22 protein-coding genes are annotated in these 17,852 nt (G+C 70.3%); 16 read left to right on the plus strand and 6 right to left on the minus strand.

What is annotated here, in order from left to right; all coding sequences use genetic code 11:
• Positions 1-68: 68 nt before the first annotated feature.
• A complete protein-coding gene (locus tag JYA75_RS05990) occupies positions 69-1,010 on the minus strand; it encodes an aldo/keto reductase (RefSeq protein ID WP_231386039.1) in 942 nt (313 codons plus the stop codon).
• 112 nt (positions 1,011-1,122) lie between these two features.
• A complete protein-coding gene (locus JYA75_RS05995; protein ID WP_029546595.1) occupies positions 1,123-1,545 on the minus strand; it encodes a MerR family transcriptional regulator in 423 nt (140 codons plus the stop codon).
• Positions 1,546-1,690: 145 nt separating this feature from the next.
• Between JYA75_RS05995 and JYA75_RS06000 the strand changes: the two genes are divergently transcribed.
• From JYA75_RS06000 to JYA75_RS06015, 4 genes are all read left to right on the plus strand, one after another.
• Positions 1,691-1,831: a hypothetical protein gene (locus JYA75_RS06000; protein ID WP_006941722.1), complete on the plus strand. Its 141-nt coding sequence runs from the start codon at positions 1,691-1,693 to the stop codon at positions 1,829-1,831.
• 97 nt (positions 1,832-1,928) lie between these two features.
• Entirely contained in the window at positions 1,929-2,111 is a 183-nt protein-coding gene (locus tag JYA75_RS06005; protein ID WP_006941721.1) for a hypothetical protein, read from the plus strand.
• Positions 2,112-2,206: 95 nt separating this feature from the next.
• The gene (locus JYA75_RS06010) at positions 2,207-2,743 is read left to right on the plus strand and encodes a DinB family protein (protein WP_050036084.1); all 537 of its coding nucleotides are present in this window, start codon (positions 2,207-2,209) and stop codon (positions 2,741-2,743) included.
• A 138-nt stretch (positions 2,744-2,881) separates the two neighbouring features.
• Positions 2,882-3,070 (plus strand): hypothetical protein, encoded by a 189-nt coding sequence (locus JYA75_RS06015; protein WP_003938775.1) that lies wholly within the window; start codon positions 2,882-2,884, stop codon positions 3,068-3,070.
• A gap of 65 nt (positions 3,071-3,135) precedes the next feature.
• Here JYA75_RS06015 and JYA75_RS06020 read toward each other — a convergent pair whose 3' ends face one another.
• Genes JYA75_RS06020 through JYA75_RS06030 form a run of 3 tightly spaced genes read right to left on the minus strand, consistent with a single transcriptional unit; the run spans position 3,136 to position 5,581 of the window.
• The gene (locus JYA75_RS06020) at positions 3,136-4,752 is read right to left on the minus strand and encodes a cation acetate symporter (RefSeq protein ID WP_006941717.1); all 1,617 of its coding nucleotides are present in this window, start codon (positions 4,750-4,752) and stop codon (positions 3,136-3,138) included.
• Positions 4,749-5,090, minus strand: coding sequence for a DUF485 domain-containing protein (locus JYA75_RS06025; RefSeq protein ID WP_006941716.1), 342 nt, complete (start codon positions 5,088-5,090; stop codon positions 4,749-4,751). Before JYA75_RS06025 ends, JYA75_RS06020 begins: the two co-directional genes overlap by 4 nt.
• Positions 5,087-5,581: a nuclear transport factor 2 family protein gene (locus JYA75_RS06030; protein WP_006941715.1), complete on the minus strand. Its 495-nt coding sequence runs from the start codon at positions 5,579-5,581 to the stop codon at positions 5,087-5,089. The genes JYA75_RS06025 and JYA75_RS06030 overlap by 4 nt, the downstream gene beginning before the upstream one ends.
• Positions 5,582-5,704: 123 nt before the next feature.
• Here JYA75_RS06030 and JYA75_RS06035 point away from each other — a divergent pair, with 123 nt between their 5' ends.
• From JYA75_RS06035 to JYA75_RS06065, 7 genes are all read left to right on the plus strand, one after another.
• Positions 5,705-6,307, plus strand: a complete 603-nt coding sequence (locus tag JYA75_RS06035) for a TetR/AcrR family transcriptional regulator (protein WP_029546592.1) — start codon at positions 5,705-5,707, stop codon at positions 6,305-6,307.
• A gap of 88 nt (positions 6,308-6,395) precedes the next feature.
• A complete protein-coding gene (locus JYA75_RS06040; protein ID WP_006941711.1) occupies positions 6,396-7,592 on the plus strand; it encodes an acyl-CoA dehydrogenase family protein in 1,197 nt (398 codons plus the stop codon).
• Positions 7,589-8,323, plus strand: a complete 735-nt coding sequence (locus JYA75_RS06045) for a hypothetical protein (RefSeq protein WP_006941709.1) — start codon at positions 7,589-7,591, stop codon at positions 8,321-8,323. The genes JYA75_RS06040 and JYA75_RS06045 overlap by 4 nt, the downstream gene beginning before the upstream one ends.
• Positions 8,320-9,177, plus strand: coding sequence for an alpha/beta hydrolase (locus JYA75_RS06050; RefSeq protein WP_006941707.1), 858 nt, complete (start codon positions 8,320-8,322; stop codon positions 9,175-9,177). Before JYA75_RS06045 ends, JYA75_RS06050 begins: the two co-directional genes overlap by 4 nt.
• A complete protein-coding gene (locus tag JYA75_RS06055) occupies positions 9,174-10,871 on the plus strand; it encodes an AMP-binding protein (protein ID WP_168580284.1) in 1,698 nt (565 codons plus the stop codon). The genes JYA75_RS06050 and JYA75_RS06055 overlap by 4 nt, the downstream gene beginning before the upstream one ends.
• A complete protein-coding gene (locus JYA75_RS06060; RefSeq protein ID WP_185713267.1) occupies positions 10,858-12,093 on the plus strand; it encodes an acetyl-CoA C-acetyltransferase in 1,236 nt (411 codons plus the stop codon). Before JYA75_RS06055 ends, JYA75_RS06060 begins: the two co-directional genes overlap by 14 nt.
• Positions 12,090-13,256: a CoA transferase gene (locus JYA75_RS06065; protein WP_043803132.1), complete on the plus strand. Its 1,167-nt coding sequence runs from the start codon at positions 12,090-12,092 to the stop codon at positions 13,254-13,256. The genes JYA75_RS06060 and JYA75_RS06065 overlap by 4 nt, the downstream gene beginning before the upstream one ends.
• Positions 13,257-13,308: 52 nt before the next feature.
• Here the strand turns inward: JYA75_RS06065 and JYA75_RS06070 are convergent, their stop codons facing one another.
• Entirely contained in the window at positions 13,309-13,884 is a 576-nt protein-coding gene (locus tag JYA75_RS06070; protein WP_006941703.1) for a TetR/AcrR family transcriptional regulator, read from the minus strand.
• Between the two features lie 140 nt (positions 13,885-14,024).
• Here JYA75_RS06070 and JYA75_RS06075 point away from each other — a divergent pair, with 140 nt between their 5' ends.
• The 5 genes from JYA75_RS06075 to JYA75_RS06095 are packed head-to-tail and all read left to right on the plus strand — an operon-like array spanning position 14,025 to position 17,836.
• Positions 14,025-14,588, plus strand: a complete 564-nt coding sequence (locus tag JYA75_RS06075) for a MaoC family dehydratase N-terminal domain-containing protein (RefSeq protein ID WP_050036082.1) — start codon at positions 14,025-14,027, stop codon at positions 14,586-14,588.
• Positions 14,588-14,998, plus strand: coding sequence for a Zn-ribbon domain-containing OB-fold protein (locus JYA75_RS06080; protein WP_043803139.1), 411 nt, complete (start codon positions 14,588-14,590; stop codon positions 14,996-14,998). Before JYA75_RS06075 ends, JYA75_RS06080 begins: the two co-directional genes overlap by 1 nt.
• Positions 14,995-15,405: a MaoC/PaaZ C-terminal domain-containing protein gene (locus JYA75_RS06085; protein ID WP_050036081.1), complete on the plus strand. Its 411-nt coding sequence runs from the start codon at positions 14,995-14,997 to the stop codon at positions 15,403-15,405. Before JYA75_RS06080 ends, JYA75_RS06085 begins: the two co-directional genes overlap by 4 nt.
• Positions 15,402-16,601: a lipid-transfer protein gene (locus tag JYA75_RS06090; RefSeq protein WP_065923349.1), complete on the plus strand. Its 1,200-nt coding sequence runs from the start codon at positions 15,402-15,404 to the stop codon at positions 16,599-16,601. Before JYA75_RS06085 ends, JYA75_RS06090 begins: the two co-directional genes overlap by 4 nt.
• Before the next feature lie 29 nt (positions 16,602-16,630).
• Positions 16,631-17,836: a DegT/DnrJ/EryC1/StrS family aminotransferase gene (locus tag JYA75_RS06095; RefSeq protein ID WP_185713266.1), complete on the plus strand. Its 1,206-nt coding sequence runs from the start codon at positions 16,631-16,633 to the stop codon at positions 17,834-17,836.
• The last annotated feature ends 16 nt before the right edge of the window (positions 17,837-17,852 follow it).

The following is a 17,852-nucleotide window of genomic DNA, read 5'->3' on the forward strand; positions in this document are numbered from 1 at the left end:
GTAACCGCTTGCACGGAGGGGCGGCCTGGGCGTCGCCCGCCGACCGTACCCAGCGGGCGACGCGTCGCTCACCCGTCGATGCTGGACATGTCCCCGTAGCGCTCCCCCACGACCGCCTCCCGGGGTACCGCCGACTCGATCGCGCCCAGCTCGTCCGCGGTGAGCGACACGGCCGCGGCCGCGACGTTCTCCTCGAGGAAACGCACCCGCTTCGTCCCCGGGATGGGGACCACGTCGTCGCCCTGGGCGAGGACCCACGCCAGTGCCAGCTGACCCGGGGTGCAGTTCTTGGACCGGGCCAGGCGGCGGACGGCGGTCACGAGCGCCAGGTTCGCCTCCAGCGCCGCACCCTGGAATCGCGGGAAATACGCGGTGCGGCGAGAATCCGAGCTCTCGAGATCGGACGGCGCCGTGATCGCGCCCGTCAGGATGCCGCGCCCGAGCGGCGAGTACGGCACGAGCCCGATGCCGAGGTCACGCAGGGCCGGCAGGATCTCGTCCTCGATGTCGCGGGTGAACAGCGAGTACTCGGTCTGCAGCGCGGTGATCGGGTGGACGGCGTGGGCCCGGCGGATCGTCTCCGCGGACGCCTCCGACAGACCCAGATGGCGGACCTTCCCCGCCTGCACCAGTTCGGCCATCGCGCCGACGGTGTCCTCGATCGGCACGGTCTTGTCCACGCGGTGCTGGTAGTAGAGATCGATGTGGTCGACGCCGAGGCGGCGGAGCGACGCGTCGCAGGCCGTGTGGACGTATTCGGGCCGGCCGTTGATGCCGAGGCGGGTGCCGTCCTCGGCACGCTCGTTGCCGAACTTGGTCGCGAGGACGACGCGGTCGCGGCGATCCGCGACGGCGCGGCCGACGAGGTTCTCGTTGGTGAACGGCCCGTACATGTCGGCGGTGTCGAGCAACGTCACGCCGAGCTCGAGGGCCCGGCGGATGGTGGCGACGGCCTCGGCCTCGTCCCCGGTGCCGTAGAACTCGGACATGCCCATGCACCCGAGTCCCATCGCCGAGACCGTCAGCGGCGACGCGGTGCCGAGCGTGCGGGTGCCGAGTGGGGGCCGGGAGGTGTTGTTCGTGGTCATGGCGTCGAGTCAAGACCTTCGAGCGCGCTCGAAGTCAAGCGCGAGCGCTCTCGCACGGTCCGTCGTCGCGGCCGCTCGTCCGGGAGAGGTAGATCTCGATCTTGCCGTCGATCGCGGCGAGGTGCTCGGTCACCTCGTCGAGCTGGGTGAGCACCCGCGCCCGGTGCGCGCGGAGCAGCGCGAGGCGGTCCTGTTCGTTGCCGCCGCCGGCCCGGCAGAGGGCCGCGTACTCGCGGATCTCGCGGATCGGCATGCCCGTCGCCCGCAGCCGGGTCAGCAGCACCACCCAGGAGAGGTCGTCCTCGGTATAGAGCCGGTGGCCGGAGGAGGAGCGGCCGATTTCACGCAGCATGAGGCCGTCGCGCTCGTAATAGCGGAGGGTGTGGGTGGTCAGACCGGTGCGCTCGGCGGCCTCGGCGATGGTCGCAACGGTCGTCGCGGAAGGGGCGGTCGTCATGGCTTCATGATCCGCCTCGGGGGTGGTCCTGCGCTCCGAAGGCGATCCGGGGTGGCCGCATCGGCACCACAGGGTGCCTGTCGAGGACCCGGATGGCGGCCGACGATGGGCGAACCCCGTTTCTCACCACCCTCAGGAGGCTGCCATGAAGACCCGGATCCGCACCACCGTCGCGGTCGTCGCGACCTTGTTCACCGTCGTCCTCGGCACCGCAGGCGCCGCGAACGCCGCCACCGCGAGCGCGTCCGTCAAATGCGGCCACGTGACCATCCACTGCCCGGGCTGAGCACGGGCGGCGTCGGGGACGTCGCCGTTCCCGACGCCGCCCACCGTGGGCGCGGTGCGCGGCCCTCCGCGATGACGAACAGATGGATGATGAACAGATGATCGAGACACCCGTGATCGTGGGCATCGTGTCCATCTGCGTCGGATTCGTGCTCTTCGTGCTCGCCGCGAGCGGAACGCGCGGCGGATGGAACAGGAAGCTGACGATCACGCTGTTCGTCCTGTCGGTCCTGTTCCTGACGCTCGTGCCGGTGACCGGTGCGGTCTTCTTCGCCACCTGATTTCCGGTCACCTATCGAGGACCGAAACTGTCCGCATTCGTCCCTACCGTCGTAGTCGTAGCCGCAGAATCGACATCACGAAGGGCGGAAGCGACATGACCGAGCGGACCCTCTCCGGAGAACGGGCCGACATCCTCGACATGCTGGCCGAGCAGCGGAAGATGTTTCTGATCACCCTCCGCAACCTCGACGACGAGCAGGCCCGCACCCGCAGCACCGTCAGCGACCTGACCCTGGGTGGGCTGCTCAAGCACGTCTCGACCACCGAGCAGCACTGGATCGACACGATCCGCACACTCGACGACACCGCCGAGTTCGACATGGAGTCCGCGATGGAGCAGTACTACATGCGCGACGACGAGACCGTCGCCGGCCTGCTCGAGCGGTACGAGGCGATCGCGGAGCAGACGGAGGCCTTCGTCGCCGGCCTCGCGGACCTCGACCTGCAGGTGCCGCTGCCCACCGCGCCGTGGGCGCCGGAGCGACAGTGGTGGAGCGCCCGAAAGGTGCTGCTGCACATCATCCGGGAGACCGCCCACCACAGCGGTCATGCCGACATCATCCGCGAGTCCCTCGACGGGGCGAACACCACCATGCAGCAGGGAACCGACGCCGGCATGACCTTCGACTAGACGTCCGCGCGCGGGGGTGCTTCCCGCGCGCGTCCGTACGAGCGCGGGAAGCACTTTCGGTCGCGGGACGGCAGCCCGATCCGCGACACGCGCACGAATGTCGTTGGCCGTGCGCTCGACACGGAGCAGTATCGGGCCATGTCGGCACTCTGGGACGAAGACGGCCGCGTCGCCTGGGAACTGCACGCGTCCGGGTGGGACTGGGAACAGATCGGTCGCGAACTCGCGTGCCCCGAACACATCGCACGCGAGATGTGCGAGAGACACGGCGCGGTGCTCGCCGAACAGGCGCAGCAGGACCATCCGACGCTGTTCGACCTGCCCTGACGACGGCGACGCGACGGGCACCCCGCCCGGACCTGGCCGAGTGCGGGTGCCCGCCTGCGTCGTCGTCAGTGGGCGGTCGCGACCTCGGCCCCGATCCCGGTTTCCGCGCGCACCAGCATCTCGGCGAACTTCTCGTCCTCGTGCGCGGAGCGTCCGCGTCGCTTCTCGGCCACGAGTGAGCCGACGACGCACGCGGCAAGGCCGAGCGGCATGGTGACGATCACCGGAAGCTGGATCGTCAGGGGTGCCGGGCCGCTGCCGAGCCACAGCGCCTCGGTGAGCATGAGACTGACGATGGTCGAGACCAGGCCGGTGAGGATTCCCCACACGGCACCGGTGCTGTTGAAGCGCCGCCAGTTCAGGCTGAGCACCAGCGACGGCAGGTGGGCGCTGCCGGCCACCATGAACGCCATTCCCATGAAGTAGGTGATGTTCGTGTCGTCGCCGATCAGCATGGTCAGCCCGATCGCGACGGCGCTGAACGCCACCGCACCGAACCGGGCGACACGGGCCTGGGCGTTCTCCTCGCGCGTGCGCGCCGTGACGTCGAGTTCGTCCACCGGCGGCTTGCGGGTCAGCGCCGGCCAGATGTCGCGGGCGAAGGTGCCCGCGGCGGAGATCACCACGCCGGCGACAACGGCGACGATGCTCGCGAACGCGACCGCCGCGACCATCGCGAGGGCGATCGAGCCGCCGATCGTGCCCACGCCCCCGCCGAGTTCGGTGACGAGCACGGGCGCCGCGAGATTGCCGCCGGCGCCGACCCGATCGGCGCCGCCGTCCCCCAGCAGGGCTGCGGCGCCGAAGCCCATCACGATGACGATCAGGTAGAACATGCTGCACAGCGCGACGGTCCAGCCCAGCGAGCGTCGGGCGGTGCTCGCCTCGGGGACGGTGAAGAAGCGGATCAGGATGTGCGCCATGCCCGCCGTGCCGAGCGCGAACGCCAGCGAGTACGAGACGAGGTTCAGCGCGCTGGTCTGCCCGAAGATCAGGCCCGGGGACAGGACGGCCTCGCCCGCAACCGCGTGCTCGGTCGCGGTGTCGAGGACCTTCGGGAAGCTGAACCCGAACTGCGCGAGGATGCCCAGCCCGACCACGATCGCGAGGACCGACAGGATCGTGGACTTGATGACCTGCACCCACGTGGTGGCGAGCATGCCGCCGACGAAGACGTAGATGCCCATGAGGGTGCCGGCGACGATGACGGACAGCCAGAACGGGATACCGGAGACCGACTCGAGCAGCACCCCGGCCGCAACGAGTTGCGCGAGCAACACGAAGGTGCCGGTGGCGATGGTGCTCAACGCCACGACGACCCGCACGCTGCGTGCCTCGGTGCGGAACACGAGTACGTCGGCGAGGGTGTACTTGCCCACGTTGCGCATCTTCTCGGCGAGCAGGAACAACACGGGCAGGAACGAGATCACCGAGGTGCAGAGGATGACGGCGCCGTCGACGCCCTTGTAGAAGATCAGGCCGGTGGTTCCGAGAAAGCTTCCGGCCGAGATGAATTCACCGGCGATCGCGAAGCCGTTCTGCCAGCTCGAGATCGAGCGGCCGGCGGCGAAGAATCCGTCGGCGCTGCGGGCCCGCCGGGACACGGCGAACGTGACCCACAGGGTCAGCGAGATCACCGCCGCGCAGATCGCGATCGCGAGGTAGTCGGCGTCGCCGGTCATGCCGCACGCTCCTGGTTCTCGAGGACGGCCGCGACAGCGGCGTCGGCGGCGGGCTGGATGTAGATGCGGGTGAGCCGGAAGTAGGCGTAGACGAGGACCCACGTCCCGGCGAACTGGGAGAACACGACCCACAGCGAGAGGGGAACTCCGAGGAGCTCGGTGTCACCGAGGAATTCGGGGAAGTAGGCGAAGCCGACGAGGAAGGACGCGAAGAGCGTGATCGCGAGGGCGCCGAGGGAGTTGGTGACGGTGCGCCGGCGGCGGCGCAGTTCGACGACCTCGGGCAGGGAGAGCATCGCGCTCCAGGTCGGTTGCGTTCCGGTCTGCAACTCGGTCACGGCCGCACCGCCGCCCGGCGTGCCGTCTCCAGTGCGAAGAGGTTCTCGTCCCAGCCCTGCTCGAGCGGACCGAAGAAGTGGAAGCGGACCTGCTTGACCCGGTAGCGCCAACGACCGTCGACCTTGACCACCTCGTCGGTGTAGCGGCCGGCGGCGATGGCGGGGGCGCCGTCGGTCACGCAGGGCTGCCACAGGAAGGACCGCACGGTGGCGCGGTCGCCGTCGAGGTCGATCTCCATGTTCGTGATGAAGTGCCAGAACGTGGTCAGCCCTCCGGCGGCGAGGCCCGCGAAGAACTCGCGCATCTCGGCCTTGCCGCGGGGATGGGACAGGCCGTCGAACTCGCCGTCGTCGGTGAACAGGTCCATCAGGGCGTCCCAGTCGCCGTCGTCGAGGTGACGGCAGTAGCGGGCGTCGAGCGAACGGATCGCCTCGAGGTCCTCGAGGCGGGTGATGCGCTCGGTGAGCGTGATGTCGGGGATGGTGGTCACAGGTGCGCCCTCCGAAGACGTGGTTAACGCATGTTCATGTGAGGTGGACCATAGACGGGCGGCAACCGCCCCGTCAAGACCGGCTTCTTGCTGGTCCCGACCTGGGCCTCTACCCTCCATCTCATGAACACTCGATCGGGCACGACCCTGATGGGCGTCCGGGACCGGATCCTCGACGCGGCGCTCGACGAGTTCTTCGCGGCCGGTTTCCACGGCGCGACGATGCGCACCATCGCCAATCGTGCTGGTTGCAGCGCTGCGAACGTCTACAACCACTTCGAGAACAAGTCGGAGTTGCTCGTCGAGATCCTCCGGGCGGCCAGCGACGAGCAATTCACCGCCACGCGCAACGCGCTGCGCAAGGCGGGTACGGATCCCGCCGAGCGCTGGCGGGCCGCCGTGGTGGCGCACGCGCTGTTCACCGCCCGTAATCCGCGGGAGTGCCTGGTGGCGAACACCGAGCTCCGGTATCTCGGCGAGGTGGATCGCAAGCGGGTGGTCGGTTCGCGGGACGCGCAGGAGCAGCTGTTCGTCGAGATCGCCGAACAGGGTTCCCGGATAGGGATTTTCGATGTTCCGCACGTGCACCAGGCCGTGACCGCGGTCCTCACGATGTGCGCCGGTATCCCGCTGTGGTTCCGCCCGGACGGGCCGCTCGGCGCGGCCGAGGTGGCCGACGACTACGGCCGGTACGCGCTCAACCTGCTCGGATACCGCCCCGCCTGAACTCCGGCGTTGACGCCCGGGCGGGGGCGTGCTGTACTTGGTGAACAAGCGTTAATAACCAGATTCTGGTTCACCGAGGGAGTCCCCCATGACCCACCGGCCGTCGCAGCCCCGTACCGACACCCCGCGGTACCTCACCGAAGAGCGCCTCGCCATCCGCGACCTCGCCCGTGACTTCGCCATGACGAAGGTGCTGCCCGTCGCCAACGAGCTCGACCCCGTCCAGGGCACCATCCCCGACTCGCTGAAGAAGGAGATGGCCGAGATCGGGTTCTTCGGCATCATGATCCCCGAGGAGCACGGCGGCCTCGGTCTCGGCGTGTTCGAGTACTGCCTGGTCGCCGAGGAGCTGTCCCGGGCCTGGATGAGCGTGTCCGGTCTCCTCGCCCGCGGCAACGGCATGGGCGGTGGCTTCACTCCCGAGCAGGAGGCCGCCCTGCTGCCGAAGGTGGCTCGCGGCGAATACCTCGGCGCGTACGCCCTGTCCGAGGCGGAGGCCGGCTCCGACGTCGCCAACATCTCCTGCCGGGCGACCCGCGACGGGGACGAATGGGTCGTCAACGGCACCAAGATGTGGTGCACCTACGCCGACGAGGCCGACTACCTGGTGCTGTTCGCCCGCACCGATCCGCACAAGGATCCGGCCAAGCCGCACCGCGGGATCAGCGCGTTCCTCGTCGAGAAGCAGCGCGGCGTGTTCCCGGAGGGAATCTCGGGCACCAAGGTCCGCAAGATCGGCTACTTCGGCTGGCACACCTGGGAGCTGTCGTTCGACAACTTCCGCATCCCCGCCGGCAAGATGCTCGGCGAGGAGGGCAAGGGTTTCTATCTCGCCGTCTCCGGGCTCGAGGTCGGCCGGGCCCACACCGCGGCCCGCGCGATCGGCCTCGCCCGTGCGGCCCTCGAGGACTCGATCGCCTACGTACACACCCGGCGCCAATTCGGCCGTCCCATCGGGGACTTCCAGCACCTGCGGTTCAAGATCGCGAAGATGGCGGCCGACATCGAGGCGGCCCGCCAGCTGATGTACTCCGTGGCCACCGACATCGACACCGGGCGGCGCTGCTCGCTCGAGGCGTCGATGTGCAAGCTCGTCGCCACCGAGATGGCCGAGCAGGTGACCAGCGAGGCCGTGCAGATCCACGGCGGTGCCGGCTACACCACGGACTTCCAGGTCGAACGGCACTGGCGCGACGCCCGCCTGACGAAGATCTTCGAAGGCACCAGCGAGATCCAGATGCGCATCATCTCCGACGAGCTGCTCGGAAGGCCGGAAACCGCATGAGCACCACACTGAACACCCTCCGCGTCGGCGATCGCACCGCCGGTTCCGGCCGGATGGCCGCCGACCTGCTCGCAGAGTCCGGAATCGTCCTCCCGACAGGGACGTTCGCGCTCGGGACCGTCGCCGCCGAGCTGCTCACCCCGCCCGTGCCCGCCGCGCACCGCACGGGACTGCGCTGGACGGCGATCACGCCGGTCACGGCGGTGGACCGGATCCGGTCGGAGGCCGTCGTCACCCGCGTCGAGGGCACCACCGCCGAGCGGTTCGTCCGCGTGCTCGATGCCGCCGGCGCCGTGCGGGAGGAGGGCACCGAGACCTGGCGGCTCGCCACGCCATCCGAACCCGTTCCGGCACTGGACTTCTGCACTCCGGCCTGGGGTGAGCTGCTCCGTGACCACCTCGAGGCCGACCCCGCCTTCGGGTCCGCCCTGGCCACCTGGGACGGCACCGTCGGCCTGCGCTGCGGCGACCGGGAACTGCACCTGCGGATCTACCGCGGCCGCATCGTCGACGTCACGCGGCGCACCCCGCACGGGGCCACCTTCACGTTCGTCGCACCCGACCACACCTGGGTCGACCTGATCCTCGGTGCGCACGACGACTTCATGCGCCGCGCAATCGGCGGCGAATTCTCCTCCACCGGAGACGGATACGAGTATCTCCGGCTCACCAAACCGCTGAACCTGATCATCGGCCACGCCCGTGCCGTCGCGAGAAAGGCCCGCTCATGATCGAGGCCCGTTACCTGGACATCGACGGAGCCCTCGGATTCGTCGAGATCGTCACCCCCGCCGGCGAACACGCCCCCGACGCGCTTCCCACCGTGCTGTGCATCCACACCGCCGGGCAGAGCGGGGTGCAGTGGCGGCACGTCGCCCACGACCTCGCGGCCCGCGGCTACCGCGTGCTCGTGCCCGACCTGCCGGGACACGGCCGATCCGAGCCCGCCCCGGACGGACCGGTCACCAGCCTCACCACGTACGGCGACTGGCTCACCGCCCTGCTCGACGCGCTCGACGTGCACCGGCCGTACGTGCTCGGCTGCTCGATCGGCGGCAAGCTGACCCTCGAACTCGCCACCCGACCGGACCGGCCGCTCGCCGGCGCCGTCGCGATGGAGGCCGAGGCCGGCCCCGGCCGCGTCAACGTCTCGGGTCTGCGCCGCGAACTCGAGGACGTCGCCGGGCCGTCGCGCGCCGAACGCACCTATCTGGGCACCCTCGCCTCCGTCGGGCGTTCGGTACCCGCCGCGACGGCGCACCGGATCGCCCTCATGCACAAGCGGGAGGACCCGGAGATCTCGTCGTCCGACCTCATCGGCTGGGGCACCCACGACGTGCGCGACCGGCTGCCGCTGCTGACCTGCCCGCTCCACCTCGTCGTCGGGGCCGACGATCCGTGGCTCGACCCGGACGCCGTCGCGGACCTCGCCGTCCGGATCAACGACATCTCGCCGGGACGGGCGCGGTTCACCCGGCTCGACGGCGTCGGCCACTACCCCATGGAGGAGGTGGAGGGCTTCGCCGTCCTCGCCGACTCGTGGCTGACCGACCTGCGGGGCGCCACCGCGGAGGTGCTGTCGTGACCGCGACCACCACCTCCGGACTGGCCGCGTTCCTCGACGACCTCGTCGCCACCGATCCCGGTGCCGTCGCCACCTACGACGTCGCCGACGGGCGGCTGCTGATCTGCAGCAGGGCGGAGCTGCGGCGCCGCGTGCAGGTGGTGCGGGCCGAACTCGCGGCCGTCGGCGTCCGGCGCGGCCGGTGCATCGCGGTGCTGTTGCCCAACTGGTCCGACGCCCTCGTGTGGCAGTTCGCGGCCGCGGCGCTCGGCGCCCACGTGATCGGCGTGAACACCCGCTACAACACCGCCGAGGTGGCCCACATCCTCACCGCGGCGCGGCCGGCGGTCGTCGCCGTCGCGGCCGGCTTCCACGGCCTGGACCTGTTCGGCACGCTCCGTGCCGCCTCGGAGGTCGCCGCGGTGCCGGCTCCCGCGGTCGCGGTCGTCGCCGGACCCGGCGGGGGATCCGCCGATCCGGCCCCCTTCGACCTCGGCGCCGGGTCCTGGTGCGCGGGCGGCGGCGACACCCGCGGCGTGCGCGCCCCGGACACGCCCGACACCGCGACGCTCACGCCCGCCGGCGCGGAGGACGATCCGGCGGACCCGCTGGCCGTCGCGTTCACCACGTCCGGCTCCACCGGAACCCCCAAGCTCGCCGCCCACCGCGACTCGGCGATCGTGCGGCACGCTCGCGCCGACGCCGCGATCATGCGGGTCGAGCCCGGCGACGTCGCGCTGTGCGTGCTGCCGGTCTCCGGGGTGTTCGGCTACAGCACCGCCATGGCCGCGCTCGCCGGCGGTGCCGCGCTGCTGATGGAGCCGGTCTTCGATGCCGCGGCGACCCTGCGCCGCATGGAACAGCTGTACGTCACGCACGTCGTCGGGGGCGACGACCTGTTCGGCCGGCTCCACGACACGTGGCACGCCGAGATGCGCGCCGACCTGTCGGCGCTGAAGTGGCTCGGCATCGCCGACTTCCTCGGCCGCTCGCACGAGATCGCCCGCTGGGCGCGCGACGAGTTCGGCGCCCACACCTCGGGCGTGTTCGGGTCGTCCGAGGTGTTCGCGCTGGCGTTGCTGTGGTCGGCCGGCGACCCGGAGTCGGTGCGCTGGAACGGCGGCGGCCGCCCGGTCGACCCGTCGGTCGACGTCCGCATCGCCGACCCGCTCGACGACCGTGTCCTCCCGGACGGGGAACAGGGCGAGCTGCAGGTCCGCGGCCCCAACGTCGTCGACGCCTACCTCGGCAACCCCGATGCCGCCCGCCGCGCATTCACCGCCGACGGCTGGTTCCGCAGCGGCGACCTCGCCGTCGCGACCGGAGACGGCGGCTACACCTACGTGTGCCGGATGGGAGACGTGCTGCGGCTGCGGGGGTTTCTCGTGGACCCGGCCGAGATCGAGCACCGTCTCGCCGAACACCCCGGGGTGCGGACCGCGAAGGTCGTCGGCATCACCGGCGAGGGCGGCTACACCCGGGCGGTGGGGTTCGTCGTCCCCGTCGAGGACGCCGTCGAGTTCGATGCGGCATCGCTGAAGGCGTGGTGCGCCGAGACGCTGGCCGCGTTCAAGGTGCCGGCGACGATCCACGTGATCGAGACGATGCCCACGACGGTGGGCGGCAACGGCACCAAGATCCGCGCCGTGGAACTGCGTGAGTGGGCGCAGCAATGGACCGACCGCGAAAGGGACTTCCGACGTGACCGCAACTGATGTGACCGCAACCGATGTGGTGATCTGCGAACCGCTGCGCACACCGGTGGGCCGGTACGGCGGGGCGTTCGTCGACGTCCCCGCCACCGACCTCGCCGCCGGGGTGATCTCGGAACTGCTGGCGCGCACGGGCATCGACCCGGGGTCGGTGGACGACGTGATCTTCGGCCAGTGCTATCCCAACGGCGAGGCCCCCGCGATCGGCCGCGTCGCCGCGCTCGACGCGGGCCTGCCGGTGACGGTGCCGGGCCTGCAGCTCGACCGCCGGTGTGGGTCCGGGCTGCAGGCCGTGCTCGACGCGGCGATGCGCGTGCAGACCGGCGTCGCCGACGTCGTGATCGCCGGTGGCGTCGAATCCATGAGCCGCGCCGAGTACTACACCGAATCGATGCGGTGGGGTGCCAAGGGGGCTCCGGCCGCCCTGCACGACCGCCTCGCCCGCGGCCGGGTCACCGCCGGCGGCCGTCACCATCCCGTCCCCGGCGGGATGCTCGAGACCGCCGAGAACCTGCGCCGCAAGTACGGCATCGGCCGACGCGAACAGGACGAGCTGGCCGTCGAATCGCACCGGCGCGCGGTGGCCGCCATCGAATCCGGGGTGTTCGCGCAGGAGATCGTGCCGGTGGCGGTGCCCCAGCGCAAGGGCGACGACCGCATCGTGGACCGGGACGAGCATCCGCGCGCGGACGCCTCCGTCGACACCCTCGCGAAACTGCGGCCGATCATGGCGGCGCAGGATCCGGAGGCGACGGTGACCGCGGGCAACGCCAGCGGTCAGAACGACGGTGCCGCAGCCTGTCTCGTCACCACCCGCGCGCAGGCGGACCGCCTGGGCCTGCGTCCCCTGGGCCGGTTGGTGACCTGGGCGGTGGCCGGCGTCGCGCCGGCGGAGATGGGCATCGGCCCGGTGCCGTCCACCGAGAAGGCCCTGAAGCGCGCCGGCCTGACGCTCGCCGACATCGACCTGATCGAACTCAACGAGGCGTTCGCGGCGCAGGCACTCGCGGTGACCCGTGAATGGAACTTCGGGACAACCGATTTCGAGCGGACAAACGTCAACGGTTCGGGAATCTCGCTCGGCCACCCGGTCGGGGCGACCGGCGTGCGCATCCTCGCCACGTTGCTGCGCGAACTGGATCGTCGCGGGGCGCGCTACGGCCTCGAGACGATGTGCATCGGTGGCGGGCAGGGGCTGACGGCGATCTTCGAAAGGGCCGCATGACGACCCGGCCGCTCGAGGGGATCCGCGTCGTCGACCTGTCGAGCTTCGTCGCCGGTCCGACCGCCGGGCGCATCCTCGCCGAGCTCGGTGCCGACGTGGTCCGTGTCGATCCGGTCGCCGGCGCGGTCGACGGCGGGCGGTGGCCCCTCGCGGAGTCGGGGGCGAGCCTGTACTGGACGGGGTTGAACCAGGCGAAGCGGTCCGTCGCGGTGGACCTGCGCAGTGCGGACGGTCGTGCCGTCGTCACCGAGCTGATCGCCCGGTCCGGGGTGGTGCTCGAGAACGCGGCCCACGCACCGTGGCTCGCCCACGAGGTGCTCGCCGCGCGACGACCCGACCTGATCCACCTGCACATCGCCGGCAACGCCGACGGCACCCCCGCCGTGGACTACACGGTCAACGCCGCTGTCGGGCTGCCTCTCATGACCGGGCCCGTCGATGCTGCGGCCCCGGTGAACCACGTGCTCCCGGCCTGGGACCTGATCACCGGGGTGCAGGCGGCCCTCGGCATCGTCGCCGCGCTGCGCAGGCGGGACCGCACGGGGGAGGGCGCGTACCTCGAGCTCGCGCTCGAGGACGTCGCGGTGTCCGCGGTCGCGAGCATGGGCTGGCTGGCCGAGGCCGAGGAACGCGGCTCGGCCCGCGATCGGCAGGGCAACGCGCTCTACGGCAGCTACGGGTCCGACTTCGCCACGGCGGACGGCCGCGCCGTCATGGTTGTCGGCCTCACCCCCGCACAGTGGCGATCGCTCGTCGAGGTCACCGGCACCGCCGAGGTCTTCGCGGCGCTCGAACGGCACCGCGGGCTGCGGTTCGCCGACGAGGGTGACCGCTACGCCGCGCGCGACGAGATCACGGCGATCCTGCGTCCGTGGTTCGCGGCGCGCACGCTCGCCGAGATCGAGAAGGAACTGTCCGGCAGCCGGGTGCTGTGGGCGCCGTACCGGACCATGGACGAGGTGGCCGCCCGCGAGTACGCGGTGATCGAACGCGTCGAGCAGCCCGGCGTCGGCCCGGTGCCGACGGCGCGCTCCCCGTTGCGCTGGGACGGGACGTACACCGAGGCGCGCCCGGCGCCGCGCCACGGGCAGCACACCCGAGAGGTACTCGAAGAACTCGGTCTCTCCCCCGAGCGTGGAGACGAACCCGGCGGAGCGCGCTGACCGCGGCCGTGTCGAGTGCGCTGAGCGCCGTTCGGTCCGGTGACGAGTCCGGTCACTCCTCGGCGAAACCGCCGAAGAACAGCGCAACGAGCACGTCGGTGAACTCGTCGGTGGTGTATCCGTCCCGTCCCGGCCAGTGCATGCTCGCCCACAGCGCGTCCCGCACCGTGCGGTAGAAGACCTCGGCGGGGATGTCGGAGCGGAAGCTGCCGTCGGCGACGCCGGTGGCGATCGTGGTCAGCCAGTAGTCGCGCACCGTGCGCGACGGTGCGTCGACGACGTCGAGCAGGCCGTTGTCGCGCAGGTACTGCCGGTTCTGCTGGTAGATCGCCGTCGGATGGGGATGCTCCTCGATCACGACGAGGGTCTGGTGGATCAGGCCGCGCACAGTCTCGCGGGGACTCGTCGAGGTCTCCACGACGCGCCGGAAGCGCTGGTCGATGTCGGCCATGAAGCCGCTGAGGATCTCGGCGACGAGTGCATTCTTGGATCTGAAGAAGTGGTACAGGCTGCCGGAGAACACTCCGGCGCGTTCGCCGATGTCGCGGACCGTCGTCGGCCCGATCCCCTTGGTCGCGAAGAGTTCGGCCGCGAGCCGCATGATCTCGTCGCGTCGGTCCGACGTCATGGTCACCTCACCTTCCGATTCGCCGGTTCGGCGCGAGTTTTCCGCCCTCTGTTCCAACTGAGTGGGAGTGGGCAGTCCTGGCGGGGCGCCCGCGCCTACCGTACTGCACCAAGCGCTTGCTCAAGAAAGGTGGTGCGGACATGCCGACGCTGGAACAGGAGTTGGAACGCGAGTTCGAACAGTACGTCGGGAAGGTGGCCGAGCCCGCCCGGGTGGCCCGGTACGCCGTCGACGAGGCGATGATCCGGAACTGGGTCGAGGCCCACGACGACTACAACCCCGTCTACGTCGACCGGGACGCGGCCCGCGCGACCGGACGACCGGACGTGGTGTGCCCGCCCGCGATGATCTCGACGTGGGTGATGGCCGGCTACCGCCGCTGGCGCGAGGTGCAGCGGCTGCGCGCCGAAGGACGGACCGAGGACTTCGCCTACTCCGCGCTGATGACACTGCTGGACCGGCACGGTTTCACCTCCGTCGTCGCCACCAACGCCGAGCAGGACTACCACCGCGAACTCGTCCCGGGCGACCACGTCACCGCGCACTTCACCATCGAGTCCATCTCCCCGGTCAAGCGCACCGGCCTGGGCCGCGGCTGCTTCGTCACCCTGCACAAACGCTACGAGAACCAGCGCGGCGAACTGCTCGTCGAGGAGCGGTTCCGATTGCTCCGCTTCAACCCGAACACCACCGAGGAGGCGTGATGACGGCCGTTCCCAGGCTGACCGTCACCCAGGACAACGAGTTCTGGTTCGCAGCCGCCCGCGAGGGCCGGCTCGAGATCCAGCGCTGCAGCGACTGCGGCGCGCTCCGGCATCCGCCGGGACCGGCGTGCCCGAAGTGCCGCTCCTTCAAATGGGACACTGTCGAGTCGTCGCGCCGCGGCACCCTGCACAGCTGGACCGTGATCCACCACCCGAAGGACCCGTCCTTCGACTATCCCCTCGCGGTCGGGCTGATCGACCTCGAGGAGGGCATCCGGATCGTCGCCGACATCGCCGGGGTCGAGCACGACCGGCTGCAGATCGGCATGGAGCTCGAGGTCGGCTTCGCCGAGCACGCGCACGGCGAAATCCTGCCGCAGCTGCGTCTACCGGGCGGAGGTGCCGCATGAGCCTGCCGACCGTGTCCGTCGGCACCGAACTGCCGGCACTGGACCTGCCCCTCGATCGCAGCACCATCGTCGCCACCGCCCTCGCCTCCCAGGATTTCGAGGACGTGCACCACGATCCGGGCGCAGCCGGAAAGCGCGGCACGCCCGACATCTTCATGAGCATCAACTCGACGAACGGATTCGTCGACCGCTACATCACCGACTGGGCCGGGCCGACCGCCCGCATCCGCCGCGTCGCACTGCGGCTGGGCGTCCCCAACTTTCCCGGCGACACCATGCGCCTGACCGGGACGGTGACCCGCGTCGACCCAGGCGCCGTCACCGTCGAGGTGCTCGGCCGTAACGCCCGAGGAACGCACGTGACCGCCGAGGTCACCGTCGCACCGTACGAAGGACAGACACGATGAGCGGCAGGATAATTCCCGGCGGGGGCTTCGCCCGCAAGGCGGCGATCGCCGGCATCGGCGCCACCGAATTCTCCAAGAACTCCGGGCGCAGCGAATGGCAGCTGGCCTGCGAGAGTGTGCTCGCCGCGCTCGAGGACGCACAGATCGGCGTCGAGGAGGTGGACGGCTTCGCGCTGTTCACGATGGAGACCAACCCCGAGATCGCGGTCGCCCGCGCACTCGGCATCCCCGAACTGACGTTCTTCAGCCGCATCCCGCACGGCGGCGGCGGCGCATGCGCACCCGTGCAGCAGGCGGCACTCGCCGTCGCGAGCGGTGTCGCCGACGTCGTGGTCGTCTACCGGGCCTTCAACGAACGTTCCGGCACCCGGTTCGGCGCCGGCCCGCCGCCGTTCGCCTACACGGCCAACACCGATCAGGAATACCGCAACTGGATCAATCCCTACGGGCTGCTCACCCCCGCCCAGCAGGAGGCGTTCCTCGCCCGGCGCTACATGCACAAGTACGGCGCGACCAGCGCCGACTTCGGCCGCATCTCCGTGCTGTCGCGCAAGCATGCCGCAAACAACCCCAAGGCATGGTTCTACGAGCGGCCCATCACCCTCGACGAGCACCAGAACTCCCGGATGATCGCCGACCCGCTGCGGCTGCTCGACTGCTGCCAGGAGAGCGACGGCGGACAGGCCCTGGTGATCGTCAGCACCGAGCGGGCCCGCGACCTGCCGCACCCGCCGGCCGTCGTCTCCGCCGCCGCGCAAGGCGTCGGGCCCCAGCAGATCTCCATGAGCAGCTACTACCGCGAGGACATCGACGAGATGCCCGAGGTCGAGCTGGTGGCACGGCAGCTGTGGGATCAGGCCGGCATCGATCCGGACGACATCGACGCCGCAATCCTCTACGACGCGTTCACCCCGATGGTGCTGCTGCAACTCGAGGAGTACGGGTTCTGCGCCCGCGGCGAGGCCAAGGACTTCATCGCGGACGGCAACCTCGAACTCGACGGCCGTCTGCCCGTCAACACCCACGGCGGACAACTCGGCGAGGGATACATCCACGGCGTCAACGGAATCGCCGAGGGCGTGCGGCTGATCCGCGGCACGTCGGTGAACCAGCCCGGCAAGGACGTGGCGAACGTTCTGGTCACGGGCGGCTCCCCGGTGCCGCACAGCGCACTCGTGCTCTCCACCGACAACTGACCGACCACCCATCCAGAGGAAGTCCCGACATGACCGAACGCATCACCTATGCCCGCGCCACCCACGGCGAGGACGAAATCCGAGCGGTGGTCGACGTCCTGCGCAGCGGCCATCAGGGGCTGCGCATCGGCAAGAACGTCCTCGAGCTCGAACGCCGCATCCCCGAGCTGTCCGGGAAACAGTACGGCGTGATGTGCAACTCCGGATCCTCCGGCCTGTACCTCGCGGTCGAGCTGCTCGACCTGCCGAAGGGCAGCGAAGTCATCACCTCGCCGCTGACCTTCTCCACCGACGTCGCGCCCCTCGTGCGCGCCGGCCTGATACCGGTCTTCGTCGACGTCGAACCGAACACGTTCAACGTCGACGTCACCAGGATCGAGGCGATGGTCACCGACCGGACCCGCGCCGTGCTCATCCCGAACCTCGCCGGCAACTGCCCGGACTGGGACGCGATCCGGGCCGTCGCCGACCGGCACGACCTGAAGGTGATCGAGGACACCTGCGACACCCTCGGCGCCCGGCTGCGCGGCACGCCCACCGGCGCGCGCGCCGACCTGACCGTCACCAGCTTCTCCATGGCCCACATCATCACGTGTGCCGGCACCGGCGGCATGGTCATGATGGACGACGAGCAGACCCGCGATCGCGCACTCCTGCTGCGCCGGTGGGGACGTCGATCCGAGCCGAACCTGTTCGGCAACGGACGTGGACGCGTCTTCCGGGAGGATCTGGACGGGGTCGACTACGACAACGACTTCATCTTCGACCTGCTGCCGTGGAACTTCGAGCCGTCCGAACTCGGCGCCGCCTACGGTGTCGTGCAGCTGAACAAGCTCGCGCAGAACTACGAGCGGCGCCGCAAGACCTTCGCGGAGTTCACCGCCGCGTACGGCGCCTACCCCGAGTTCTTCAGCACGCCGGTGGAGACCGACGAACTCGACACCGCCTGGTTGTGCTATCCCGTCACGGTCACCGCCGACGCCCCGTTCTCCCGTAGCGACCTGCAGGAATTCGTCGACGCGCAGGGCATCGACACGCGAACCGTGTGGAGCGGCAACATCACCCGCCACCCGATGATGGCGGGCGTCGAGCACCGCGTGCCGGACGAAGGCCTGCCCGAGGCCGATGCGGTGTTCGAGCGCGGCATGACGCTCGGCATGAGCCACGGGCTGTCCGACGAGGAGGTCACCCGCGTGACCGACGCGGTCCACGCCTTCGCCGCGAAGTGGAGGTGACCGCCGTGCCGTCTCG

The organism is Rhodococcus sp. PSBB066 (genome assembly GCF_017068255.1).
In the GTDB taxonomy this organism is placed as follows: Bacteria; Actinomycetota; Actinomycetes; order Mycobacteriales; family Mycobacteriaceae; genus Rhodococcus; species Rhodococcus aetherivorans.

What these genes read in the sequence shown, in the direction of transcription:
- JYA75_RS06045 (WP_006941709.1), top strand. Translation starts at nt 7,589, where the DNA reads ATGAGCACCACACTGAACACCCTCCGCGTCGGCGATCGCACCGCCGGT.
- JYA75_RS06090 (WP_065923349.1), top strand. Translation starts at nt 15,402, where the DNA reads ATGAGCGGCAGGATAATTCCCGGCGGGGGCTTCGCCCGCAAGGCGGCG.
- JYA75_RS06035 (WP_029546592.1), top strand. Translation starts at nt 5,705, where the DNA reads ATGAACACTCGATCGGGCACGACCCTGATGGGCGTCCGGGACCGGATC.
- JYA75_RS06005 (WP_006941721.1), top strand. Translation starts at nt 1,929, where the DNA reads ATGATCGAGACACCCGTGATCGTGGGCATCGTGTCCATCTGCGTCGGA.
- JYA75_RS06065 (WP_043803132.1), top strand. Translation starts at nt 12,090, where the DNA reads ATGACGACCCGGCCGCTCGAGGGGATCCGCGTCGTCGACCTGTCGAGC.
- JYA75_RS06015 (WP_003938775.1), top strand. Translation starts at nt 2,882, where the DNA reads ATGTCGGCACTCTGGGACGAAGACGGCCGCGTCGCCTGGGAACTGCAC.
- JYA75_RS06085 (WP_050036081.1), top strand. Translation starts at nt 14,995, where the DNA reads ATGAGCCTGCCGACCGTGTCCGTCGGCACCGAACTGCCGGCACTGGAC.
- JYA75_RS06070 (WP_006941703.1), bottom strand. Translation starts at nt 13,884, where the DNA reads ATGACGTCGGACCGACGCGACGAGATCATGCGGCTCGCGGCCGAACTC.
- JYA75_RS06050 (WP_006941707.1), top strand. Translation starts at nt 8,320, where the DNA reads ATGATCGAGGCCCGTTACCTGGACATCGACGGAGCCCTCGGATTCGTC.
- JYA75_RS05995 (WP_029546595.1), bottom strand. Translation starts at nt 1,545, where the DNA reads ATGACGACCGCCCCTTCCGCGACGACCGTTGCGACCATCGCCGAGGCC.
- JYA75_RS06080 (WP_043803139.1), top strand. Translation starts at nt 14,588, where the DNA reads ATGACGGCCGTTCCCAGGCTGACCGTCACCCAGGACAACGAGTTCTGG.
- JYA75_RS06095 (WP_185713266.1), top strand. Translation starts at nt 16,631, where the DNA reads ATGACCGAACGCATCACCTATGCCCGCGCCACCCACGGCGAGGACGAA.
- JYA75_RS06020 (WP_006941717.1), bottom strand. Translation starts at nt 4,752, where the DNA reads ATGACCGGCGACGCCGACTACCTCGCGATCGCGATCTGCGCGGCGGTG.
- JYA75_RS06075 (WP_050036082.1), top strand. Translation starts at nt 14,025, where the DNA reads ATGCCGACGCTGGAACAGGAGTTGGAACGCGAGTTCGAACAGTACGTC.
- JYA75_RS06000 (WP_006941722.1), top strand. Translation starts at nt 1,691, where the DNA reads ATGAAGACCCGGATCCGCACCACCGTCGCGGTCGTCGCGACCTTGTTC.
- JYA75_RS05990 (WP_231386039.1), bottom strand. Translation starts at nt 1,010, where the DNA reads ATGGGACTCGGGTGCATGGGCATGTCCGAGTTCTACGGCACCGGGGAC.
- JYA75_RS06010 (WP_050036084.1), top strand. Translation starts at nt 2,207, where the DNA reads ATGACCGAGCGGACCCTCTCCGGAGAACGGGCCGACATCCTCGACATG.
- JYA75_RS06040 (WP_006941711.1), top strand. Translation starts at nt 6,396, where the DNA reads ATGACCCACCGGCCGTCGCAGCCCCGTACCGACACCCCGCGGTACCTC.